Annotated in this window: 24 protein-coding genes; 12 read left to right on the forward strand and 12 right to left on the reverse strand. The window is 64.1% G+C overall.

Going from position 1 to position 20,295, the window contains the following annotated elements; all coding sequences use genetic code 11:
* Positions 1-2 precede the first annotated feature (2 nt).
* A complete protein-coding gene (locus tag ACWNC0_RS21320; protein WP_449474446.1) occupies positions 3-620 on the forward strand; it encodes a glutathione S-transferase in 618 nt (205 codons plus the stop codon).
* Here ACWNC0_RS21320 and metW read toward each other — a convergent pair.
* Together metW and metX are read right to left on the reverse strand one after the other, a co-directional pair.
* The gene (gene metW, locus ACWNC0_RS21325; protein ID WP_449474447.1) at positions 617-1,210 is read right to left on the reverse strand and encodes a methionine biosynthesis protein MetW; all 594 of its coding nucleotides are present in this window, start codon (positions 1,208-1,210) and stop codon (positions 617-619) included. The two genes, ACWNC0_RS21320 and metW, sit on opposite strands and share 4 nt — an antisense overlap.
* A complete protein-coding gene (gene metX, locus ACWNC0_RS21330; RefSeq protein ID WP_449474448.1) occupies positions 1,207-2,343 on the reverse strand; it encodes a homoserine O-acetyltransferase MetX in 1,137 nt (378 codons plus the stop codon). The genes metW and metX overlap by 4 nt, the downstream gene beginning before the upstream one ends.
* Before the next feature lie 66 nt (positions 2,344-2,409).
* On the opposite strand from metX, the gene ACWNC0_RS21335 reads away from it, so the two are divergent.
* From ACWNC0_RS21335 to ACWNC0_RS21345, 3 genes are read left to right on the forward strand one after another with little or no spacing between them, the layout of a single operon-like run.
* On the forward strand, positions 2,410-3,357 hold the full coding sequence (locus ACWNC0_RS21335) for a 2-hydroxyacid dehydrogenase (protein WP_449474449.1): 948 nt from the start codon (positions 2,410-2,412) through the stop codon (positions 3,355-3,357).
* A gap of 41 nt (positions 3,358-3,398) precedes the next feature.
* A complete protein-coding gene (gene hisC, locus ACWNC0_RS21340; RefSeq protein WP_449474450.1) occupies positions 3,399-4,496 on the forward strand; it encodes a histidinol-phosphate transaminase in 1,098 nt (365 codons plus the stop codon).
* Positions 4,497-4,499: 3 nt separating this feature from the next.
* Positions 4,500-5,405: a prephenate/arogenate dehydrogenase family protein gene (locus tag ACWNC0_RS21345; protein WP_449474451.1), complete on the forward strand. Its 906-nt coding sequence runs from the start codon at positions 4,500-4,502 to the stop codon at positions 5,403-5,405.
* Between the two features lie 178 nt (positions 5,406-5,583).
* Here ACWNC0_RS21345 and ACWNC0_RS21350 read toward each other — a convergent pair whose 3' ends face one another.
* From ACWNC0_RS21350 to ftsE, 4 genes are read right to left on the reverse strand one after another with little or no spacing between them, the layout of a single operon-like run.
* A complete protein-coding gene (locus tag ACWNC0_RS21350) occupies positions 5,584-6,312 on the reverse strand; it encodes a lysophospholipid acyltransferase family protein (protein WP_449474452.1) in 729 nt (242 codons plus the stop codon).
* A gap of 11 nt (positions 6,313-6,323) precedes the next feature.
* Positions 6,324-6,854, reverse strand: coding sequence for a YdcF family protein (locus tag ACWNC0_RS21355; RefSeq protein WP_449474453.1), 531 nt, complete (start codon positions 6,852-6,854; stop codon positions 6,324-6,326).
* Positions 6,851-7,753, reverse strand: a complete 903-nt coding sequence (locus ACWNC0_RS21360) for a cell division protein FtsX (RefSeq protein WP_449474454.1) — start codon at positions 7,751-7,753, stop codon at positions 6,851-6,853. The genes ACWNC0_RS21355 and ACWNC0_RS21360 overlap by 4 nt, the downstream gene beginning before the upstream one ends.
* Complete coding sequence (gene ftsE / locus ACWNC0_RS21365) at positions 7,750-8,466, reverse strand: cell division ATP-binding protein FtsE (protein ID WP_196224841.1); 717 nt, start codon at positions 8,464-8,466, stop codon at positions 7,750-7,752. Before ftsE ends, ACWNC0_RS21360 begins: the two co-directional genes overlap by 4 nt.
* Positions 8,467-8,636: 170 nt before the next feature.
* On the opposite strand from ftsE, the gene ACWNC0_RS21370 reads away from it, so the two are divergent.
* On the forward strand, positions 8,637-9,464 hold the full coding sequence (locus ACWNC0_RS21370) for an MJ0042-type zinc finger domain-containing protein (RefSeq protein WP_449474455.1): 828 nt from the start codon (positions 8,637-8,639) through the stop codon (positions 9,462-9,464).
* A gap of 171 nt (positions 9,465-9,635) precedes the next feature.
* Here the strand turns inward: ACWNC0_RS21370 and ACWNC0_RS21375 are convergent, their stop codons facing one another.
* On the reverse strand, positions 9,636-10,541 hold the full coding sequence (locus ACWNC0_RS21375; protein ID WP_449474456.1) for a pirin family protein: 906 nt from the start codon (positions 10,539-10,541) through the stop codon (positions 9,636-9,638).
* A gap of 14 nt (positions 10,542-10,555) precedes the next feature.
* The gene (locus tag ACWNC0_RS21380; protein ID WP_449474457.1) at positions 10,556-10,843 is read right to left on the reverse strand and encodes a BolA family protein; all 288 of its coding nucleotides are present in this window, start codon (positions 10,841-10,843) and stop codon (positions 10,556-10,558) included.
* Between the two features lie 44 nt (positions 10,844-10,887).
* Between ACWNC0_RS21380 and ACWNC0_RS21385 the strand changes: the two genes are divergently transcribed.
* The 6 genes from ACWNC0_RS21385 to ACWNC0_RS21410 all read left to right on the forward strand — a co-directional run bounded on the left by ACWNC0_RS21385 (position 10,888) and on the right by ACWNC0_RS21410 (position 16,212).
* A complete protein-coding gene (locus ACWNC0_RS21385) occupies positions 10,888-11,505 on the forward strand; it encodes a DnaJ domain-containing protein (protein ID WP_449474458.1) in 618 nt (205 codons plus the stop codon).
* Positions 11,506-11,593: 88 nt separating this feature from the next.
* On the forward strand, positions 11,594-12,601 hold the full coding sequence (gene cobS, locus ACWNC0_RS21390; RefSeq protein WP_449474459.1) for a cobaltochelatase subunit CobS: 1,008 nt from the start codon (positions 11,594-11,596) through the stop codon (positions 12,599-12,601).
* Positions 12,602-12,605: 4 nt separating this feature from the next.
* A complete protein-coding gene (locus tag ACWNC0_RS21395; RefSeq protein WP_449474460.1) occupies positions 12,606-13,025 on the forward strand; it encodes an OsmC family protein in 420 nt (139 codons plus the stop codon).
* Positions 13,022-13,807 carry a tyrosine-protein phosphatase gene (locus ACWNC0_RS21400; protein WP_449474461.1) on the forward strand — a complete coding sequence of 262 codons (786 nt, stop codon included), beginning with the start codon at positions 13,022-13,024 and terminating at the stop codon, positions 13,805-13,807. Before ACWNC0_RS21395 ends, ACWNC0_RS21400 begins: the two co-directional genes overlap by 4 nt.
* Positions 13,807-15,633, forward strand: a complete 1,827-nt coding sequence (gene cobT / locus ACWNC0_RS21405) for a cobaltochelatase subunit CobT (RefSeq protein WP_449474462.1) — start codon at positions 13,807-13,809, stop codon at positions 15,631-15,633. Before ACWNC0_RS21400 ends, cobT begins: the two co-directional genes overlap by 1 nt.
* 108 nt (positions 15,634-15,741) lie before the next feature.
* On the forward strand, positions 15,742-16,212 hold the full coding sequence (locus ACWNC0_RS21410) for a GreA/GreB family elongation factor (RefSeq protein ID WP_449474463.1): 471 nt from the start codon (positions 15,742-15,744) through the stop codon (positions 16,210-16,212).
* A gap of 67 nt (positions 16,213-16,279) precedes the next feature.
* Here ACWNC0_RS21410 and ACWNC0_RS21415 read toward each other — a convergent pair whose 3' ends face one another.
* The 3 genes from ACWNC0_RS21415 to ACWNC0_RS21425 form a co-directional block, all read right to left on the reverse strand.
* Positions 16,280-16,771, reverse strand: coding sequence for a Dps family protein (locus ACWNC0_RS21415; RefSeq protein ID WP_449474464.1), 492 nt, complete (start codon positions 16,769-16,771; stop codon positions 16,280-16,282).
* A gap of 132 nt (positions 16,772-16,903) precedes the next feature.
* Positions 16,904-17,470: a TMEM165/GDT1 family protein gene (locus ACWNC0_RS21420; protein ID WP_449474465.1), complete on the reverse strand. Its 567-nt coding sequence runs from the start codon at positions 17,468-17,470 to the stop codon at positions 16,904-16,906.
* Positions 17,471-17,485: 15 nt separating this feature from the next.
* Positions 17,486-17,818, reverse strand: a complete 333-nt coding sequence (locus tag ACWNC0_RS21425) for a hypothetical protein (protein WP_449474466.1) — start codon at positions 17,816-17,818, stop codon at positions 17,486-17,488.
* Positions 17,819-18,025: 207 nt separating this feature from the next.
* Between ACWNC0_RS21425 and rpmG the strand changes: the two genes are divergently transcribed.
* Positions 18,026-18,193, forward strand: coding sequence for a 50S ribosomal protein L33 (rpmG, locus tag ACWNC0_RS21430; RefSeq protein ID WP_007687342.1), 168 nt, complete (start codon positions 18,026-18,028; stop codon positions 18,191-18,193).
* A 195-nt stretch (positions 18,194-18,388) separates the two neighbouring features.
* Here the strand turns inward: rpmG and ACWNC0_RS21435 are convergent, their stop codons facing one another.
* On the reverse strand, positions 18,389-20,257 hold the full coding sequence (locus ACWNC0_RS21435; protein ID WP_449474467.1) for a PhoX family protein: 1,869 nt from the start codon (positions 20,255-20,257) through the stop codon (positions 18,389-18,391).
* Positions 20,258-20,295: the final 38 nt, after the last annotated feature.

Below are 20,295 nucleotides of genomic sequence, written 5' to 3' on the forward strand. Positions count from 1 at the left end.
GGATGAGCGCCATCCTCTACAGTTTCCGGCGCTGCCCCTATGCCATGCGGGCGCGGATGGCGCTGATCATCAGCGGGCAGCAGGTGGAGTTGCGCGAGGTCGTCTTGCGCGACAAGCCTGCGTCGATGCTGGCGCTGTCACCCAAGGGCACGGTGCCGGTGCTGGCGTTGCCCGGCGGTGACGTGATTGACGAGAGCCTGGATATCATGCGCTGGGCGCTTCGCCTGGATGATCCGGAGGGTTGGCTCGACGGGGATGACGTGGCAATGATCGCTGCCAATGACGGGCCGTTCAAGCAACATCTCGACCGCTACAAATATGCGACGCGCCATGGGTCGGACCCGCTGGAACATCGCGCCGCAGGGATGGCATGGCTGGGCGAACTGGAAGCGCGGCTGGAGAGCAGTGCTTTCCTGTGTGGCGAGCGCAGGATGCTGGCCGACATCGCGATCTTTCCGTTTGTGCGGCAGTTTGCGGCGGCTGATCAGGCGTGGTTTGACGCACAGCCCGTGCCGCGTGTGCAGGCATGGTTGCGCGCTTTGATCGGGTCGGAATTGTTTGACCGCGCCATGACCCGCAGAGCCGCATGGCGGCCGGGTGACGCGGCGGTTTTTCTTTAGCGGCGCAGCAGGAAGACAGCGTGTTCGGCGAACAGGTTGGCGTTCGCGTGGGTCGTTTCCTTGTCGCCCTTCAGGAACCATTGGCCATCGATCGTCCAGCCGCGATCCTTCACCAGCGCGCGGAAATCATCGACGGTGACATGGTGGATGTTGAGCGTGTCGTACCAGGTGTCGGGCAACAGCCGCGTCACTGGCATGCGCCCGCCCCACATCAGCGACAGCCGTCCGCGCCAATGCGCGAAATTGGGGAAGGAGACGAAGGCCTGACGGCCGATGCGCAGCAGTTCCTCCACCACCAGGTCCGGGCGGCGCGTGGTCTGTAGCGTCTGGCTCAAGATCGCATAGTCGAAGCTGGCGTCGGGATAATAGGTGAGGTCGGTGTCGGCGTCGCCCTGCACGACCGACAGGCCCCGGCCGACGGCGGCGGCGACATTGCCCGCGTCCAGTTCCAGCCCGCGCGCATCCACCTGTTTCTTGTCCCGCAGCGCGGCCATGAGCGCGCCGTCGCCGCAGCCCACGTCCAGCACGCGCGCGCCCGGCGTTACGGTGCGGGCGATCAGGGCGAGGTCCGGCCGAAGCGTCTCGCTCACGCGCGGCCGCCCTTGAGGAAGCCATCGACGACGCGGTTCAATTCCGGGCATTCCAGCAGGAACGCGTCATGGCCGAAGGGGCTGGATAGCTCAACGAAGCTGGCGTGCGCGCCGCTGGCGTTGAGCGCGTGGACGATGATGCGGGATTCGGCGGTGGGATAGAGCCAGTCGGTGTCGAAGCTCACCAGGCAGAAGCGCGCCTTGGACGGGGCGAAGGCGGTGGCGAGGCTGCCGCCATGATCCTCCGCAATGTCATAATAGTCCATGGCGCGGGTGATGTAGAGATAGGAGTTGGCGTCGAACCGCTCGACGAAACTCAAGCCCTGATGGCGCAGATAGCTTTCCACCTGAAAGTCGGCGTCGAAGCCGAAGGTCTTGGCATCGCGCCCTTGCAGGCGGCGGCCGAATTTCTCGGTCAGGCCCGCTTCGGACAGATAGGTGATGTGCGCGGCCATGCGGGCAACGGCAAGGCCGGCGCTCGGCACCTGGGCGTCGGCATAATAGTCGCCGCCGCGCCAGTTGGGATCGGCCATGATCGCTTGCCGCCCGACTTCGTGGAACGCGATGTTCTGGGCGCTGTGCCGGGCGGTCGAGGCGATGACGATGCAGCTTTCGACGCGATCCGGAAAGATGGTTGGCCAGCTAAGCGCCTGCATGCCGCCCATGGAGCCGCCGATGACGGCAGAGAGGCGATCGACGTCCAGATGGTTAAGCAGCAGCGCTTGGGCGCGCACCATGTCGGCGATGGTCAGCACCGGGAAGCGCATCGCATAGGGCGCATTGCTCGACGGATCGACGCTGGCGGGGCCGCTGGAACCCATGCAGCTGCCGATGACGTTGGCGCAGACGATGAAATGGCGCGCAGGGTCGATGGGTTTTCCCTCGCCCACCATGCGCCACCACCAGCCGGGCTTACCAGTGACGGGGTGGTCAGACGCCACATATTGGTCGCCGGTCAGCGCGTGGCAGATGAGGATGACGTTCGACTTGTCTGCGTTCATCCGCCCATAGGTTTCATAGGCGATGTCGACGGGCGCCAAGGCCGCGCCGCTGTCCAGCCGCAGGGGACCGGACAGGCGGACCTGGCGGCGGAGGCCGAAACGGCTGTCGTCGGTGAAGGGGGCGCTGGCCATGGTGCAAGCGGGCTAGGACCGTGGAGGGGTGCTGTCAATCGGCGGGGGATGGGCTAGGACGAGGACATGAGCCAGACCCGCATTCCGATCGTCATCTATGGTCCTGTGTCATCCTATCTGGAAGAGCAGTTGAAGGCCCGATTCATCGTGCATGAGTTGGCGGCGGCTGCCGATCCGGACGCGCTGCCCGAGGCGGTGCGGGAGGCGCGGGCGCTGGTGTCGTTCGGGGCGGTCGGCGCTTCTGCCGCGATCATGGATGCGCTGCCGAGGCTGGAGATGATCGGGCTGTTTTCGGTTGGCTATGACAAGGTCGATGTCGCGCACGCCAAGGCGAAGGGCATCAAGGTCAGCAACACGCCGGATGTCCTGACCGACGACGTGGCCGATCTGGCGGTAGGCCTGCTTTACGCGGCCGTTCGCAATATCGCTGCCAACGATCGGATGGTGCGGTCTGGCGGTTGGGCGCGGGGTGGCACGGTGCCGTTGAGCGGCAGCGTCACGGGGCGCAGGATCGGGATATTGGGACTGGGCCGGATCGGACGGGCGATTGCGCGGCGGCTGGAGCCGGTGGCAAGCGAGATCATTTATCATAACCGCAATCCTGTGCCGGGCGCACCTTATCGTTATGTCGAGGACCGCATCGCCTTCGCGCGGGAGAGCGAGGTGATGATCGTCGCGACATCGGGCGGCCCGGAAGCGTGTAAACTGGTCGATGCGGCGATGCTGGACGCGCTGGGGCCGCAGGGCGTGCTGATCAACATCAGCCGGGGAAGTGTGATTGACGAAGACGCGCTGGTCGCGGCGCTGACGGAAGGACGGATCGGTGCCGCCGGGCTGGACGTGTTCGCGCAGGAGCCGCACGTGCCCGAGGCTTTGTTCGCCATGGATAATGTCGTGCTGCAACCGCATCAGGGCAGCGCAACGGTGAATACACGCAAGGCGATGGCCGATCTGGTGCTCGCCAATCTGGACGCGTGGGCGGCGGGCAAGCCGCTGATCACGCCCGTCATATAGCGGCGCTTTGCCTTTGGTGCGGATGACGCTAAAGCCCGGCCATGACGAAACCTGCTCCCAAGGAATGGATTCTGGGCATTTCGCCCTATGTGCCGGGCAAAGCGGCGGCCGATGACGGACGCCCGCTGATCAAGCTCAGCGCGAATGAAAACCCGCTGGGCACCGGCGAAGCGGCGCGAGCGGCGCTGATCGCGGCGACGGCGGACCTTGCGACCTACCCCGATCCGGGCGCGGCGAAGATGCGCGAAGCGATCGCGGCGGCGCATAGCCTTGATCCCGCTCGGGTGATCTACGGCACTGGGTCCGACGAGTTGCTGCACATTGCGGCGAGCGCCTATGCCGGACCTGGCGACGAGATACTTTACGTCCATTATGGCTTTTCGGTTTACGACATCGCCGCGCGGCGGGTCGGCGCGACCCCGGTGATCGCGCCGGACAAGGATTATGCGACCGATGTGGACGCGCTGCTCGCCTGCGTGACGGAAAAGACCAAGGTCGTTTTCCTGGCCAATCCCAATAATCCCACGGGCACCATGACACCGCGCGAGGATATTGCGCGGCTGCACGCGGCGCTGCGGCCGGACATTTTGTTCGTGCTGGATCAGGCCTATGCCGAATATCTGGACGCAGATGAGGATGATGACGGGCTGGAGCTGGCCAAGAATGCGGCCAATGTGCTGGTGACCCGCACCTTCTCCAAAATCTACGGCCTTGCCGCCGAGCGGATTGGGTGGGGCTATGCCAGCGCGGAGATCATCGACGCGCTGCATCGCATTCGTGCGCCGTTCAATGTCACCACAGCCGGACAGGCGGCGGCGATCGCGGCGGTGAAGGATCAGGCGTGGGTGGATGCCAGCCGGGCGCACAATCGCACATGGCGGGCCTGGCTGGCCGATGAGGTTGCTTCGCTGTCCAACCATGGGCTGCGGGCGGTGCCGAGCAAGGCCAATTTCCTGCTGATCCTGTTCAACGGCAAGCTGACCGCCGAGGCGGCGATGAAGGGGTTGTGGGACGAAGGCTTTGCGACGCGCTGGCTGCCCGGCCAGGGGCTGCCCAATGGCCTGCGCATCACCATCGGCACCGAAGAGCAGGTGCGCGCGGTCGCGGCGAAGCTGCGGGCGATGGCGGAGGCGGCCTGAGCCATGCTGCCTTTCTCCCGCGTCACCATCATCGGCCTTGGCCTGATCGGCTCATCCCTCGCGCGGGCGATCCGCGAATATATGCCGACGGTTCGGGTGACGGGTTATGATGCCGATCCAAATGTGCGGCAGATCGCGCGGGCTATCGACCTGTGCGACGATGTGACCGACACGGCGGGCGCTAGCGTGACCGACGCTGATCTGGTCGTGCTGTGCGTCCCGGTGCGGGCCATGGGCGCGGCGGCGGCGGAGATTGCGGACGATCTGCCCGCCGATGCGATCGTGAGCGATGTGGGATCATGCAAGGCCGATGTGCTGGCGCAGCTGAACGCGGCCCTGCCCGGACGGGTCGTCATCCCCGCACATCCGGTCGCCGGAACCGAGAATAGCGGGCCTGAGGCGGGTTTCGCCAGCCTGTTCCAGGGTCGCTGGTGCATCATCACGCCGCCTGCTGGAGCCGATCCGGCCGCAGTCGCGCGCATTTCCGAACTATGGCATCGCGTCGGCGCGGATGTCGAGACGATGGACCCCCAGCATCATGACCTGGTGCTGGCCGTGACGAGCCATCTGCCGCACCTTATCGCCTATACGATCGTTGGCACGGCCAGCGATCTGGAAGACGTGACCCAGTCCGAGGTCATCAAATATTCCGCAGGTGGTTTTCGCGACTTCACCCGTATCGCCGCGTCCGATCCCACCATGTGGCGCGACGTGTTCCTGGCGAACAAGGACGCTGTGCTGGAAATGCTACAGCGTTTCTCCGAGGACCTGTCGGCTTTGCAGCGGGCGATCCGGTGGAATGACGGGGACACGCTGTTCAACCTGTTCACCAAGACGCGGGCCATCCGCCGGTCGATCATCGAACAGGGGCAGGACGATCCCAAGCCAGATTTTGGGCGGCGTCACTAGGACCGATCTTCTTACACGGAAGCATCGGCATTAAGGCTGATTTTCCGTCACCCCGGACTTGATCCGGGGTCCCACTGCCTCGGCAGCGTCAGAAAAGAAGCGGGACCCCGGATCAAGTCCGGGGCGACGGTCACTCAAATAGGATCATGCTCTAAGGCTTCGCGCCTTTTATCCGGGATCACTCGACCGCGTTTGGGTTAAGCTTGTCAAAGGCATGCGCGGGATTCAGCGCGTTGATCGCGGCATGGACGCGGATTTCGGCGTCTCGGCGGTCCAGGCCGGTCGGGATCACTTCCCCGACCTTGTAGGTGATGACGCCCGCGCGCTTCAGGAATTTGCCGCGCGGGGAAAGGCGCCCGCTGTCGATCGCGATCGGAACGACGGGCAAAGCGAGGAGGGAATAAAGGCCCGCGAAACCCGCCCGCAACGGCGGCGCCTCGCCATGAGGGACGCGCGTACCTTCTGGAAAGAGGCAAACGGCGCGGCCCTGATCGGTTGCGGCGCGGGCGGCGGCTCGCAGGGTCCGCAGGGCGCTGGCCCCAGCGGTGCGCTCGACCGGGATAAGGCCGTACAGCCGACCGATACGGCCCCACAAAGGAATGTCGAGCAGTTCGCGCTTGGCGGCGATGACCGGGCGATCGAAGATGCAGAGCAGGTCGATCGTTTCAAACATCGACTCATGCTTGACGATATAGAGATAGTTGCCGTGCGGCAGGTTGCCTTCGATCCGCACTTTTTGCCCGAGAATCCAGCGCGCGCAGGATCGGTGGAAGCGGCCCCATGCCGTTGCCACGACCGGAACCCCAGCAGGCCATGGCCATGCCACAGCCAGAGCAGCAAGAACCAGCAGCAAGGAGCCGCTGTAGAATATCAGCGTGAAGACGAGCGAGCGCAGGGCGGTGATCATAAGGCCGTTCTTCAAATCCCGACGAGCGCGGCGGCGCGGCGGAGGAGATATTTATTATATTCGCGCATCAGCATCCTGAGGCTCGGCCTGCTCGGCACGGCGTCATAGACGATCGTCAGATTGCCCGGCACCGCCTGGCGCAGTTCAAGCGCGGCGCGGCGCATGTGCCAGTCCGTTGTGATGAGGCGGACGGTGCGGAAGTCCCTGCGCTCCAGCCAATGGGCGGTTTCGATGGCGTTGGAGCGGGTGTCGATCGCTTCACGGCCCAGGGTGATGCAGCAGGAAAATAGCCGTTCGGGCCTTTCATATTGCGCCGCCAGCTCCGCCGGGCGGACGGAACGATCAACGCCAGAGATCAGCATTCGCTTTGCCGCCCCTTCTTCAAGCAGGGCAAGGCCGCGGTCGATCCGGCCCGCGCCGCCCGTCAGCACGACGATGGCGTCTGTCGGGCGGCCATCGAGCGGTTGGGGCAGGAAAATCGCAAACCAGGCGAAACCCAATATCCAGGCGAGCAATGTCACCGCAAAGAGGCGGACGATCATAGCAACCGCCCCAGGGACCGCAGGACGGTCCACCGTGCGGCTAGCGTCGAGAGTAGGACGCCGCCTATGGGCAGGGTGGCAAGGATCAGCCAACTGCTCCACGGCAGGCTGATCGCCGCCAGCAGATCAGACCCTGTCGCCGCGAGCCGGGTGCCCAGCAGGATGATGACCAGCAACGCGGTGACGAAGCCCAGCAGGCCGCCGAACAGCGCGTCGAGGCCGATGCGCCGCTGGAAGAGCCGGGCGATCTGCACATCGGTAGCGCCCATCAGGTGGAGCACGTCGATCGTGCCGCGATGGCTGTCATGCGCGGCACGCGCAGCAAGCACGACGATCGCGGCGGTGGCGAGTGCCATCAACAGAACGATGCCAGCGGCGAGGCCACCTAGCGCGGCAAGCAGGCTGCCGAGCGGCTGGAGGAAGGCGGCGTGGGGTTCGACGCGAATGTTCGGCGACAGGGTCGCGAGGATGCGGCCTAACCGCTGCACCTTGGCCGCCGTCGCGCCGGGGGTTAGTTCGACGTCGATCAGCGCCGGGATAGGCAGGTCGCCGCTCGCGGCATCCTGGCCGAGCCACGGGCGGATCTGGTCAGCCAAGGTCGCGGGATCGACCGGATGGACAGCGCGTACCTCAGCGGATTTGCGCAGCAGGCGGGCTGCCGCGCCGCTCAGCGCCTCGCGCCGGTCGGCATTGGCCTCCACAATCTGGACCGTGGCGCGTCCGGCGAGGTCGGCGCCGACCGACTGCACTGCCGCCGCAAGGCCGAGGCCAGAGGCTGCGGCAAGGACGGTCAGGAACATCATGATCGCGATAACCCAAGGCATGGGTCCGGCGACGCGGCCTTCGGGCAGAAGCCGGTGGCGGGCGGCGGCGGCGGCGCGGCGGTCTGCGCCCGTCATGACGCTGCCGCGCCCTGCGGCCGGGGCGGGTAGCGCAGTGATCCCGTGGGATCGGACAGGCGGCCCTTGTCCAGCCGCATCATCTGCGCGCCTTCGACCTGACCGATCAGCGGCAGGTCGTGGGTCGCGACGACGATGGTGGTGCCGAGGCGGTTGAGCGCTTCGAACAGGGTGAGCAGACGGCGGGCCATGTCGGCATCGACGTTGCCGGTGGGTTCGTCCGCGACGAGGATTTCGGGCCGGGCGATGACGGCGCGGGCGATGGCGACGCGCTGCTGCTCTCCGCCCGAGAGTGTCGCCGGGCGCGCCTGCCCCCGGTCACCAAGGCCGACCCAATTGAGCATCTCCGAGACCGAAGCGTCGATCTCGCTTTCCTCCATGCCCGCGACCCGCAGCGGCAGGGCGATATTGTCATAGGCGGACAGGTGGGCGACCAGCCGGAAGTCCTGGAAAACGACGCCGATGCGGCGGCGAAAGCCCGGCAGGCGCTTGCGGGGGAGCGTCACCACATCCTCTCCGAACAGCCGGATGACGCCGCGACTGGGGCGCTGGGCGAGGTAGAGGAGCTTTAACAGCGACGTCTTGCCCGCGCCCGACGCGCCGGTCAGGAAATAGAAGCCGCCGCCATGCAGCGAGAAGCTGACGTCGGACAGCGTTTCGCTGTCCAGACCATAGCGCAGGCCGACATTTTCGAACTGGACGATCGCCGACATGTTTCGATGAATGCGCCCGCGCGCTCCCTGCTTCCCCTTGGGTACAGCCATGGCACAGCGGGCAGGCAGGCGTAAAGCGCCAAGCGCCATCATCCACCGAGTCGCGGCATCTTCGGCCTCCCCATTCAATGCCGCTTGCCCTCGAGTCCAAGCCATGGCTATGAAGCGTCATGATCCTGGTGTGTCCCAATTGCGCCACGCGCTATATTGTGCCGGACAGCGCCGTCGGCCCCGATGGCCGCCAGGTTCGCTGCGCCTCCTGCAAACATAGCTGGTTCCAGGAAGGTGCGGCTCTGCCGGTCAGGGAAAAGGCCGTGGAGATGGCGGAAGCGCCCGTCGCCGCCGAAGCGCGCCCTGCCCCACCGCCGCCTGTTGCCTCTGCTCCGCCTCCTCCTGCTGCGCCTGTCGAGGCTCCGGCGGAGCCCGCTCGGGTAGTAGAAGCGGTAGCTGCGCCGATACCCGAGCCAGTGGCAGTCGCGCCGAGCATGTCAGCAGCGCAGACCGATAATAGCGTCGATGACATTTACGGCCGGCACCGCGAGGAACCTGCGGAAAGCTACGCCGCGCCGGTCAGGCCGCGCCGCAATCGCCTGAAGCTGTGGACCTATGCGGCAGTGCTTTTCTGCCTTGCGGTTGGCGGCATTGGGGGCGCGCTCTGGTATTTCGGCACGCCAAGCTGGGCGGTCAATCTGGGCTTTGTTTCGGAAGAGGGCGATCCGGACCTGCTATTCTACCTGTCCAAGCCCGCTGAGCGGCGCAAGCTGCCGACCGGGGAGGAATATTTCGCCTTTGGCGCGCGGATCGTGAACAGCGGGAAGCAGACCTTGCCGGTGCCGCCGGTGCTGGTGCAGTTGCGTGATCAGCAGAACCGGCTGGTGTTCAGCTGGACGACGAAGGCGGATCGCACGAGCCTGAAGCCCGGCGAGGAAGCATCCATCAACGAAAGCCGGATCGACATTCCGAAAAATGCCGAGAATTTGTCGCTGACCTTCGTTTAGTAAGCGCGGGTGGGGGCTGTACCACCCACCCTCGTTCGCCCTGAGCTTGTCGAAGCCTGTCCTGAGCGCCTGCCTTGGCAGGCAGTCGAAGGGGGCTTCTCTTGAAAAGAAGGAAGGGGCTTCGACAGGCTCAGCCCGAACGGGGTTAGGTGGTCCCGTTATGCTGGAGGCCTACGGATAGCTCACCGTCTTGGGCCGCCCCTTCGGGATCGGGATGAATTCCTGATCATCGCCGGGGATCAGCGGGAAGCGCATCGCCTCCCAATCCTCGCGCGCCTGATAGAGGCGATCGGTCGAAGAAGAGACGAAATTCCACCAGACATGGCGCGGCGTCTTGAACGCCTCGCCACCGCAATACATCACCCGGCCACCATCGACGCTCATCAATGTGGCGCGGGTGCCGGGACGCAGGACGTAGAGCGTCTGGGGCAGCAACGCGACGCCATCGAGCGCCGCGTCTCCGCCAGCGACATAGATGGCGCGTTCATCCGCATCGGTGTCGATCGGCACGGTCCCGCCGGGTGACAGTTGAATGTCGGCATAGATGGTGTCGGCATAGGTGGTGACCGGCGACGTCGCGCCCCACAGGCTGCCCATGATGACACGCGCGCTGGCACGGCCGCAGTCGATGACAGGCAAGCCGCCCTCGCTGACATGTTCGAAGGCTGGCGCCATTTCCTCGATGCCATCGGGTAGGGCGAGCCATGTCTGAATGGCCGAGATTTTGGACTCGCGCACGCGGTCACTGTCTGGGGAGCGTTCGGAATGGACGATGCCGCTGCCTGCGGTCATCAGGTTGACCGCGCCCGGCTCGATCAGTTGCTCCGTGCCCAAGGAGTCCCGATGCAGGAATGCGCCCTCGAACATATAGGTGACCGTCGAGAGATTGATGTGCGGGTGCGGGCGCACGTCGATGCCTTGGCCCGCGCCGATCTTGGCCGGTCCGGCCTGATCGAAGAAGATGAAGGGGCCGACCATCGTCCGGCCCGGCGCGGGCAGTGAACGATGGACGCGGAAGTCGCCCAGATCATGGGTGGTCGGGCTAACGGTCTGGATGACGAGGTCGTCTAACGTCATGAGCTTTCCCCTGGTCAGGCTTCGCCGGGCGCACGGGCCTTGATCGCCAGCGCATGAACCTTGTCGCGCAGCAGATCGGCGAGCGCGGCGTTGACCAGCCGCTGGCGGGCCACGCGGTTCTTGGCCGCGAACTCGGCCGAGACGATCTCCACCGTGAAATGGCTTTCGCCCGATCCGTCATGTCCCGCATGACCGCGATGCTTCTCGCTGTCGTCGATCACGGCGAGATGCTCTGGCGACAGGGCGGCGCGCAGCCGCTGTTCGATTTCCGTGGCCACCGGGCCTTTCAGTTGGGTGCTCATCGCCCCTATATAGGCCCTTTGTTTCATCATGCATCAGGGCAATCTTGTCTACCGACCCGTACTCGACCCGCCGTTTCAACCGCTTCCATGGCCGCGTGGAAAGTGACCGCCCCTGCGCGGTCAATGGGTGCGCCGAGCCCGGAGAGTTTCGCGCGCCGCCGCTGGAGGGGGCGTCACCCAATCAGGAAGGTCCGCGCTGGCGCTGGCTGTGCCTGGATCATGTGCGCGAATTCAATCAGGGCTATAATTTCTTCACCGGCATGAGCCCCGACGAAATCGCCGCTGCCCAACGACCCTTTGCGGGGTGGGAGCGGGAAACGCGCGCCTTTTCATCGAATGCCACCAGCCCGCCGCCCAAATGGTCCGACTTCCAGGACCCGCTCGACGCGATCGGCGCCAAGTTCAAAGAGCGGGTGGCAAAAGCACGAGCCGACAGCCAGATGCGGCAGGACGGCAAGTTTCTGTCCAACGAGGATCGCAAGGCGCTCTCTATCATGGGCCTCCCCATCGATGCGGATCGCAAGGCGTTGCGACAGCGTTATACCGAGCTGCTGCGGCGCTATCATCCCGACCATAATGGCGGCGACCGCAGCCACGAAAGCGCATTGCAGGGGGTGATCGAGGCCTACGGCCTGCTGCGCAAGGCGGCTGCCTTCGCGTAAATGGACAGGCCGCGTTGGACTGATTGGCCACTCGACACCGGCCTTCGCCATGGGTTACGGCGGAGGAGAGCGAATAGAAAGAAGAGCAATGACCGACATTCCCAACGTCCAGCCCGATACCCGATCAGAGACGCTGCTGGCTGCGCCCGACCGTGAGGTGGATGCGCGGGAAGTGTTCGGCATTGATGTCGATCTGAAAATTCCCGCCTTTTCCGAAGCGGACGAGCGGGTGCCGGACCTCGACCCCGCTTATGTGTTCGACCCGGACACCACGCTCGCGATTCTGGCGGGCTTTGCCTATAATCGGCGCGTCATGGTGCAGGGCTATCATGGCACCGGCAAGTCGAGCCATATCGAGCAGGTTGCGGCACGGCTGCGCTGGCCCTGTATCCGCATCAATCTGGACGCGCATATCAGTCGTATCGACCTGGTCGGCCGTGACGCGATCGTGCTGCGGGATGGGCAGCAGGTCACGGAATTCCGGGAAGGATTGCTGCCCTGGGCATTGCAGCGGCCCGTCGCGCTAGTGTTCGACGAATATGACGCAGGGCGCCCCGATGTCATGTTCGTGATCCAGCGCGTGCTGGAAACCGATGGCAAGATGACGCTGCTCGACCAGAATCGCGTAATCCGACCCAACCCGCATTTCCGGCTTTTCGCGACCGCCAATACAGTCGGGCTGGGCGACACGACCGGCCTCTATCATGGCACACAGCAGATCAACCAGGGCCAGATGGACCGCTGGAATCTGGTGGTGACGCTCAATTACCTGCCCGCCGCGACCGAAGCGCAGATCGTGCTCGCCAAGTCGGGCGAGTATGATCATGAGGGCGGCCGCAAGGAAGTCGAGAATATGATCAAGGTGGCGGAATTGACCCGTCAGGGCTTCATCAATGGCGATATTTCGACTGTGATGAGCCCTCGCACCGTGATCAGCTGGGCGCAGAATGCGTTGATCTTCAAGAATATCGGCTTTGCCTTCCGCCTGTCCTTCCTCAACAAATGCGACGAGGCGGAACGGCCGCTGGTGGCGGAATATTATCAGCGCGTGTTCGGCAAGGACCTGCCCGAAAGCGTCGCCCACCGGGCGGCCTGACGCAATGATAGTCGTAGAGCGCATCGCGCCGGATGGCAGCGCGCACCGGGTCAACATTCGGGGCCATGAGCTGATCGTCGATATGACGCCGCCTGACGGGCATGATGCCGGACCTGATCCGCATGACCTGTATGATTCGGCATTGGGTGCGTGCAAGGCGATGACGATGCTGTGGTATGCGCAGCGCAAGGGCATTCCGGTCGAGGGCATCCATGTTGGCGTCATCCGTGACGCGAGTGAGGAACGGGACGGCATCTACCGGCTGACGACGCGGATCGCGCTGAGCGGGCCTTTGACGCCGGAACAGCATGACACGCTGATCGGCGTTGCCGCGCGTTGTCCTGTCCATAAGCTGATGAGTGACGTCGAAACGCGGATCGAGACCATCGCCGTGCCGCCTGTTGGCGAAGGCGAACGGCCGTGACGGACACCAGCGCCCTGGTCGCTGATCAGCGCCGCCTGCCGTTGGAACGCGCGTTCAACCTGCGCGATTTTGGTGGCTATGCGACGGCGGATGGGCGCGTGGTTCGTCGGGGCGCGCTTTTTCGGTCTGGGACGATGGCGCTGCTGAGCGAAGCGGACGCCGCGCATTTGCGGTCGCTGGGCATCCGGGCGATCTGCGATTTCCGCAGGGGCAATGAGCGCAGCGCCGAACCCACGATCTGGCACGGGGCGGAGGTCGATTATTTCTGCCGCGATTATAGCGAGAGCAGCGGCGTTCTGGGCGAGATGCTGAAGCGGAAGGATGCGACCGCGCAGGACATGCGTGACGCGATGATCGCGCTCTATCGCGCCATTCCGGCGGACCACGCAGCATCCTATCGGGCAATGTTCGCGCAGATTGCCGCCGGGCGCCTGCCGATCATCATCAATTGTTCGGCTGGCAAGGACCGCACCGGCGTTGGCGCGGCGCTGATCCTGGCGGCTTTGGGCGTGCCGCGTGAGACGATCGTCGAGGATTATCTGCTGACCAAAGAGCATGCCGACTGGAATTGGCTGCTGAACCAGCGCAATTCGCTGGTCGCGCGGGCATGGTCGACGCGCGCGGAGGCATTGGAACCCGTGCTGACCGTGGATGTGGCTTATCTGGACAGTCTGTTCGCAGAGATGGACGCCAACCATGGCGGGATCGAGGGGTATCTGGCCGGATCGCTTGGTATCGACGAGGCTGCGCGCCGGACCTTGCGCGAAAGGCTGCTCGACTGATGGCGGAGCGGTCGCCTCTGGATGCTTTCAAGGACGTGCTGTCGGGCGCGGCCCGATCGATCGCTCGCGATGCCGAGGTGGAGGTGGGCTTCACCGCCGACGCGCCGCATATGGCGGGCAAGGCGATCAAGGTGCCTACTCCGGGCCGGAACCTGCCGCCCGATCAGGTGGCGCTCGCTCGCGGGTTTGCTGACGCGAATGCGCTGCGCCTGCGTTATCATAATCTGCGCATGCATACGGCCGCTGCGCCAGCCGACGCGACCGCGCGCGCGGTCTATGACGCGGTCGAGCAGGCGCGGGTGGAGGCGATTGGATCGCGGGCGATGGAAGGGGTGCGTGAAAACCTCAACCATGCGCTGGACTTGCGGCTGAAGTCGGACCCGCTGCGCCGCGCGCGATCCGCCGATGAAGTGCCGCTTTCGACTGCGCTGGCGTTGAAGGTGCGCGAGCGATTGACGGGCCAGCCCGTCCCCAAGGATGCCATCACCGGCATGGCGATGGTCGATGCGTGGATCGAGGAGAAGGCGGGCGCCGATCTTGATGCGTTGGGCCTCGCCATCGACGATCAGCGCGCCTTTCAGAAGCTGGCGCAGGCCATGCTCGAGCATCTGCAACTCGTTGAAAGCGATGTGCCGCCTCAAACCGATGAGGAGGAGCCGCAGGACGAAGGCGAGGACGAGCAAGAGAGCCAAGAAGAAGGCGATTCCGGCGAGGAGGACGCTGGCGACAGCGACATGAACGCCGAGGCGCGCGCCGAGGATCAGGGCGGCGACACCGAGGAAGGCGAAACCGAATATAGCGACGATTTCGACGCCGACAGCGATGAAGGCGCCGACGACATGGGCGATGAGGGCATGATGCCCGTCCGTCCCAACCGGCCGATGTCCGACTTGCCGCCCGGTTTCGACTATAAGCCTTACACCGTCGCGCATGATGAGGTGGTGACCGCCGAGGATTTGTGCGACGAGGATGAGCTGAACCGCCTGCGCGGTTTTCTCGACCAGCAGCTCGTCAGCTTGCAGGGCGCGGTGACGAAACTCGCCAACCGGCTGCAACGTCGGTTGATGGCGCAGCAATCGCGGTCGTGGGACTTCGATCAAGAGGAAGGGATGCTCGATGCCGCGCGGCTGGCGCGGATCGTCATCGATCCCACCCGGTCGCTTTCCTACAAGATCGAGCGGGATACCGAGTTTCGCGATACGGTCGTCACGCTGCTGATCGACAATAGTGGTTCGATGCGCGGGCGGCCGATCAGCATCGCCGCGATCAGCGCAGACATCATGGCGCGCACGCTGGAACGCTGTGGCGTCAAGACGGAGATATTGGGCTTCACCACGCGCGCCTGGAAGGGTGGGCAGAGCCGGGAGGCCTGGCTGGCCGCCGGACGGCCACCGATGCCGGGGCGTCTCAACGACCTGCGGCACATCATCTACAAAAAGGCGGACGAGCCGTGGCGTCGGGCGCGGCGGAATCTGGGCCTGATGATGCGCGAGGGGCTGCTGAAGGAGAATATCGACGGCGAGGCGCTGCTTTGGGCGCATCAGCGTCTGATTGCGCGCAATGAGGAACGCCGTATCCTGATGGTGATTTCCGACGGTGCTCCGGTCGATGACTCCACCCTGTCGGTGAACAGCGGCACCTATCTGGAGCGCCATCTGCGTCAGGTGATCGAGTGGATCGAGAACCGGTCGCCCGTGCAGCTGGTGGCGATCGGCATCGGTCATGACGTCACCCGCTATTATCGGCGGGCCGTCACCATCATGGATGCCGAACAACTCGGTGGGACGATGGTGGAGCAGCTGGCCGGTCTGTTCGACGAAGATTAGGCCGAGACTGTCCCGGCTTGGCCATCTGAGCCCGGCCTTCCCTTGAAAAGAAGATCGGCGATCTCGACCTTGGGATAGGGGTGGGCAGGCATTTTTGAGGAGTGTGCCATGAGTGTCGCCTTTCGCCGCGAGAGCGACGAGGAGCATCTGGAGCCGACGTTCGAGATTCCGATTCCACCTGGCCCCAATTGGGTGACGACGCGCGGGCTGCGGCTGACGCGCGAAAAGGTCGAGGCGCTGGAAGCGATTGATGCGGCGGCCATGGCTGAAGAGGATGCGAAGAAGCATAAGCGCGAGCTGCGCTACTGGCGCACGCGGCTGGCAACGGCGCATCTTCAGCCAGCAGCGGCGGGGGACGCCGTGACCTTTGGTTCGCGCGTGTCTTACCGGCTGAATGGCGCGGAAAAGCGGATCGACATTGTGGGCGATGACGAGGCGGAACCGACGGAGGGGCGGATCGCCTTCACCGCACCGCTTGCGCGCGCGATGATGGATGCGGAAGTGGATGAGACAATCGATTTCGCTGGCAAGCCGGGCGCGATCACCATCATGGCCATCGAAGCGATCGACGGAGAATAGCGTCGGTTATCCGATGTCTTGCAATGGAAAAGCCCTCCAGTTTTATGCTGGAGGGCCTTTCTATGTGTCAGCCGTTGCGGCCAGCTTCGAACAGGAACCAGGCGCGCTCTTCGGCCTGGTCGGTCCAGTCATCGACAATGCCTTCGGTCGCGTTGTCGCCCGCTTCGGTGGCGGCGGACTTGGCGGCGCGCAGCGATTCGACGAGGCGAAGATTATCCTCGCGCAGTTCGTTCAACATGTCGGCGGGGCTGACATATTCCGCGTCATTGTCCTTGATCGACTGGTGACGGCCAATGTCGCCGATCGACCGCAGGGTGGTGTTGCCAGTCTTGCGCACGCGTTCGGCAATGGCATCGGTCACCGCCAGGATTTGCGTCGCCTGCTCATCGAACATCAGGTGATAGTCGCGGAAATGCGGCCCCGACACATGCCAGTGAAAATTCTTGGTCTTGAAATATAGCGCATAGCTGTCCGCGAGCACGCCGTTGAGCGCTTGCGCCACGGACTTTGTGGCGTTGCTCCGCAGGTCGGTGGGCGTCTTGAGATCGGGGGCTGTCATGTCATGCTCCTGGCTCGTGAAAATGATTTCGGGGGTATAATGATCTGATGCCGATAAGGTGCCATCTCAGGGCGGGAATTACCCGACGAAATCATCGCTCAGACTGATCCACTCCGTCGATAAGTAGAGCGCCTATGCCAGGCCCATGGCGGTCACGCCCAGCATTAAGGCGATGATCAGCATCAGTGCAGCGGCGGTCAGGCGGATCGCCCTGACGGGCTTCGCAGGCAAGATGCGGTCGCGGAGCAAGACGACCGGAACGAGCGCCGCCGTCACACCGAGTGCGCCGCCAATTCCGGCCAGCAGCGGTTCTGCCGTCCGCGTGGCGATGCCCAGAATCAGGAATTGAGAGCCATCGCCAAAGCCAAGGATGAACAGCCCCAGCGCCGCGGTTAGAAACGGCCCTGTCGGCCATTCCGCGAGCGGATCGGGGGCCTTCACCCGCCAAAGAAGACCTATGCCCAAAAACAGCACGGCCAGGGCAAGAAACAACAGCCGCGCATCAGATCCCAGCATCGGCGCCAGAAACGCGCCCGCGACGGCGCCGATCGCCGCATTGGCGGCGGCGGCCAGCATGATGCCCGCAATGATCGCGCCATCGCGGCTGAAACGCGTCGCCAGCGCCAGCACCAGTAATTGATTCTTGTCGCCAATCTCAGCCAGGAAGCATCCGAGCAGCGCGGTCAGCAATGCATCCATCGGCAGGGACGGTCGTCAGCAGGAAAGCGGCGTTCCGGCGGTTGCTGCCGGTTTCGCTGCCATGAGGATCGGTATCACCTGCGCATCGGACATTTCCGCCGCGATGGCATCCCGCATCAGGTCGAGGTAGGAAAGTATGACCGGCCCCGTCCCCTGCAACGACAGGGCGGATTGCAGCGTGTCCGCCAGCCCTTCGACGCTGTCGAGATGATAGGCGCGAGCGACATGGCGAATCTGGTCAACTTCATCGCTCAATCGCAGCAGGCTCACCTGCCCGCGCTGCCCCGCAAGGCCGTCGACGCGGCGCAGCATATCGGCAAGAATGGCCAGCATCGGATCATGTCGCATGGGAAGCATCCCCCTGTCCTGTCGCTCCGATGACAAGATGCATCGGAACCTGTTAAGGCCGCGTAAAGTCTAGCACGCGGCCCGTTCAGCCGCCACGCGCGTCTTGACATTATCCCGAATCTCCCTCATGGGCGGCTGCTGAAACGGGGCGGCCCTTCACGGGGCCGCTTCTCTTTTTCACGATATTCACGACCAGGAACCAGGGCCATGGCCAAGCCAGCAACCGTCAAGATTCGCCTCGTCAGCTCGGCTGACACCGGGTTCTTCTATGTTACCAAGAAGAACCCGCGCACGAAGACCGAGAAGCTGAGCTTCCGTAAGTATGACCCGGTCGTGCGCAAGCATGTCGAGTTCAAGGAAGCCAAGATCAAGTGATCTGAAGGCGGCTTCGGTCGCTTCGATCCATTTGATGGCTTCGATGGAAAAGGCCCGCCCCTGTCAGGGAGCGGGCCTTTCCTTGTGTCATTGAACTGTGCTTCCGTTCGTTTCGAGCGTGTCGAGAAACGGTGTGAGAGGCTTCTCGACTTCGCTCGAAGCGAACGGAGGAGGGCGTATAAGCCCTCCCACCCATCAGTTGCCGACTGGCTGACCGTCGGTGCGCGTCACGACGATGGTCGATGAGCGCGGCTGCTGCCCCGCGACCGGCCAGTTGCCCGTGGGATGCTGGATGTTGACGAAGAAGGTCTTGAGGTCCGGCGTGTAGGCGATGCCGGTGATCTCACAGCCAGCGGGGCCGACCAGGAAACGCTTGGACTGCTTGCTGGTCTGATCGACATAGAACATCGCGTTGTGGCCAAAGGCCTGATCGATGGTCGTGCCGGTCACGCCCGAATTGCCGGGCACGCTGTGGTCCGTCTGCACCCAGAGGCGACCCTGCGGATCGATGCGGATGCCGTCAGGGCTGGAGAAGGTGTCTCCATTGATATTGCCGACCAGATTCGCACCACCTGATGCGAGGCTGGGATCGCCCGCCAACAGGAAGATTTCCCAGGTGAAGGTCGTCGCCAGCGGCGAATTGTCCTTCTCCTTGAACTTGATGATGTGACCGTGGAGGTTGCGCGTGCGCGGATTGGCCGCGTCGGTGACCTGGCGGCCGCTATTATTGGTCAGCGTGCAATAGATGGCGCTGTTGTCCGGTGCGACGGTGAGCCATTCCGGACGATCCATCACGGTCCCGCCCGCGACGCGTGCGGCCGACTTGGTGTTGATCAGCACGTCCGCCTGGCTGTTGAAGTTGACGATGACGGGCGTGGGCGGCGTCGTGCTCTGGCTGATGTTGCCGGGGTCCGAAGCGCCGGGCAGCAGGCCGTTCTGCCCCTGCACCAATGCGCGCCATTCGCCCGTGCCGTCGGCGTTGAAGCGGGCTACGTAGAGCGTGCCATAATCCAGCAGGCCGGTATTGGCGGCACGGTTGGATGTGCTGAAAGCGCGATCGGGCACGAATTTGTAGATGCAGCCCGGTGTGGCGTCGTCACCCATGTAAAAGGCAACGCGGTTGTTGCTGTCGGCCATATGCGCGACATTTTCATGGTCGAACCGGCCCATGGCGGTGCGCTTCGTCGGATCGGCCAGTTCCTGATAGGGGTCGATTTCAACTACCCAGCCGTAATTTTGCGCAGGCTGCGTCGGATCGAGATAATTGTCCGTAGTTTCTTCGCAGGTCAGATAAGTGCCCCAGGGCGTGCGGCCCGAGGAGCAATTGTTGAGCATGCCCTTGATCGTGCCGGACAATTGGCCCGCTGCGGGTCCGCCCGCGCGATAGCTGCTGTTGCCGGTGTAGCGCTTGTTGAAGCGCGAGCCTGCCTTCACCGTCCATTTGCCATCGGTGCCCTTGGCGACTTCCACCACCGAGATGCCGACCGCCGAAAGCGCCAGTGCCTTCTGGTCGGCGGTTGCGGTGGCGGCATTGTAGCTGCCTGTGAACAGGATGTTGAAGTCGGGCAGTTCATGATTGATCGCGATCAGTCCGCCACTGTTGGCGTCGGTGCCCGACAGCGCGAAATATTCCATCCCGTCATGGTTGCCGCCCGCCCATTTTTCGGCGTCGGCTGGCGTCGGGAAGCTGCCCGAATAGGGGGTGCCAGTTTCAACGGAGTCACCCGCTTTCAGCAGGACATCGACACTGTAGCCAGCCGGGACCGTGACGGTATCATTCTGGTTGGCGGCGACCGGGGCAAAGGCGATCGCATAGCTGGGCGCGGGCGTCGGAGTAGGCGTGGGGCTGGGCGTCGGGGTTGGGAAGGCGATATCCTCATCATCGCCGCAGGCCGCAAGCGTGCCGAGCATCGGCAGAATGGAAAGACCCAGCAATCCATTCTTCAGCACGGAACGGCGGCCGGGATTGGCGGCGACGATGGCTTCAAGGCAGTCGTTGCCTGCGTCGATTCTGGGTTCCGCATCGCGAAAAGGCGCGCGCGCCTCGTCGGTAAGGTGAGACATGAATTACCCCTGTTCCAGATCGGACTGTCGGCGGAATG

This window comes from Sphingobium chungangianum (assembly GCF_977014255.1).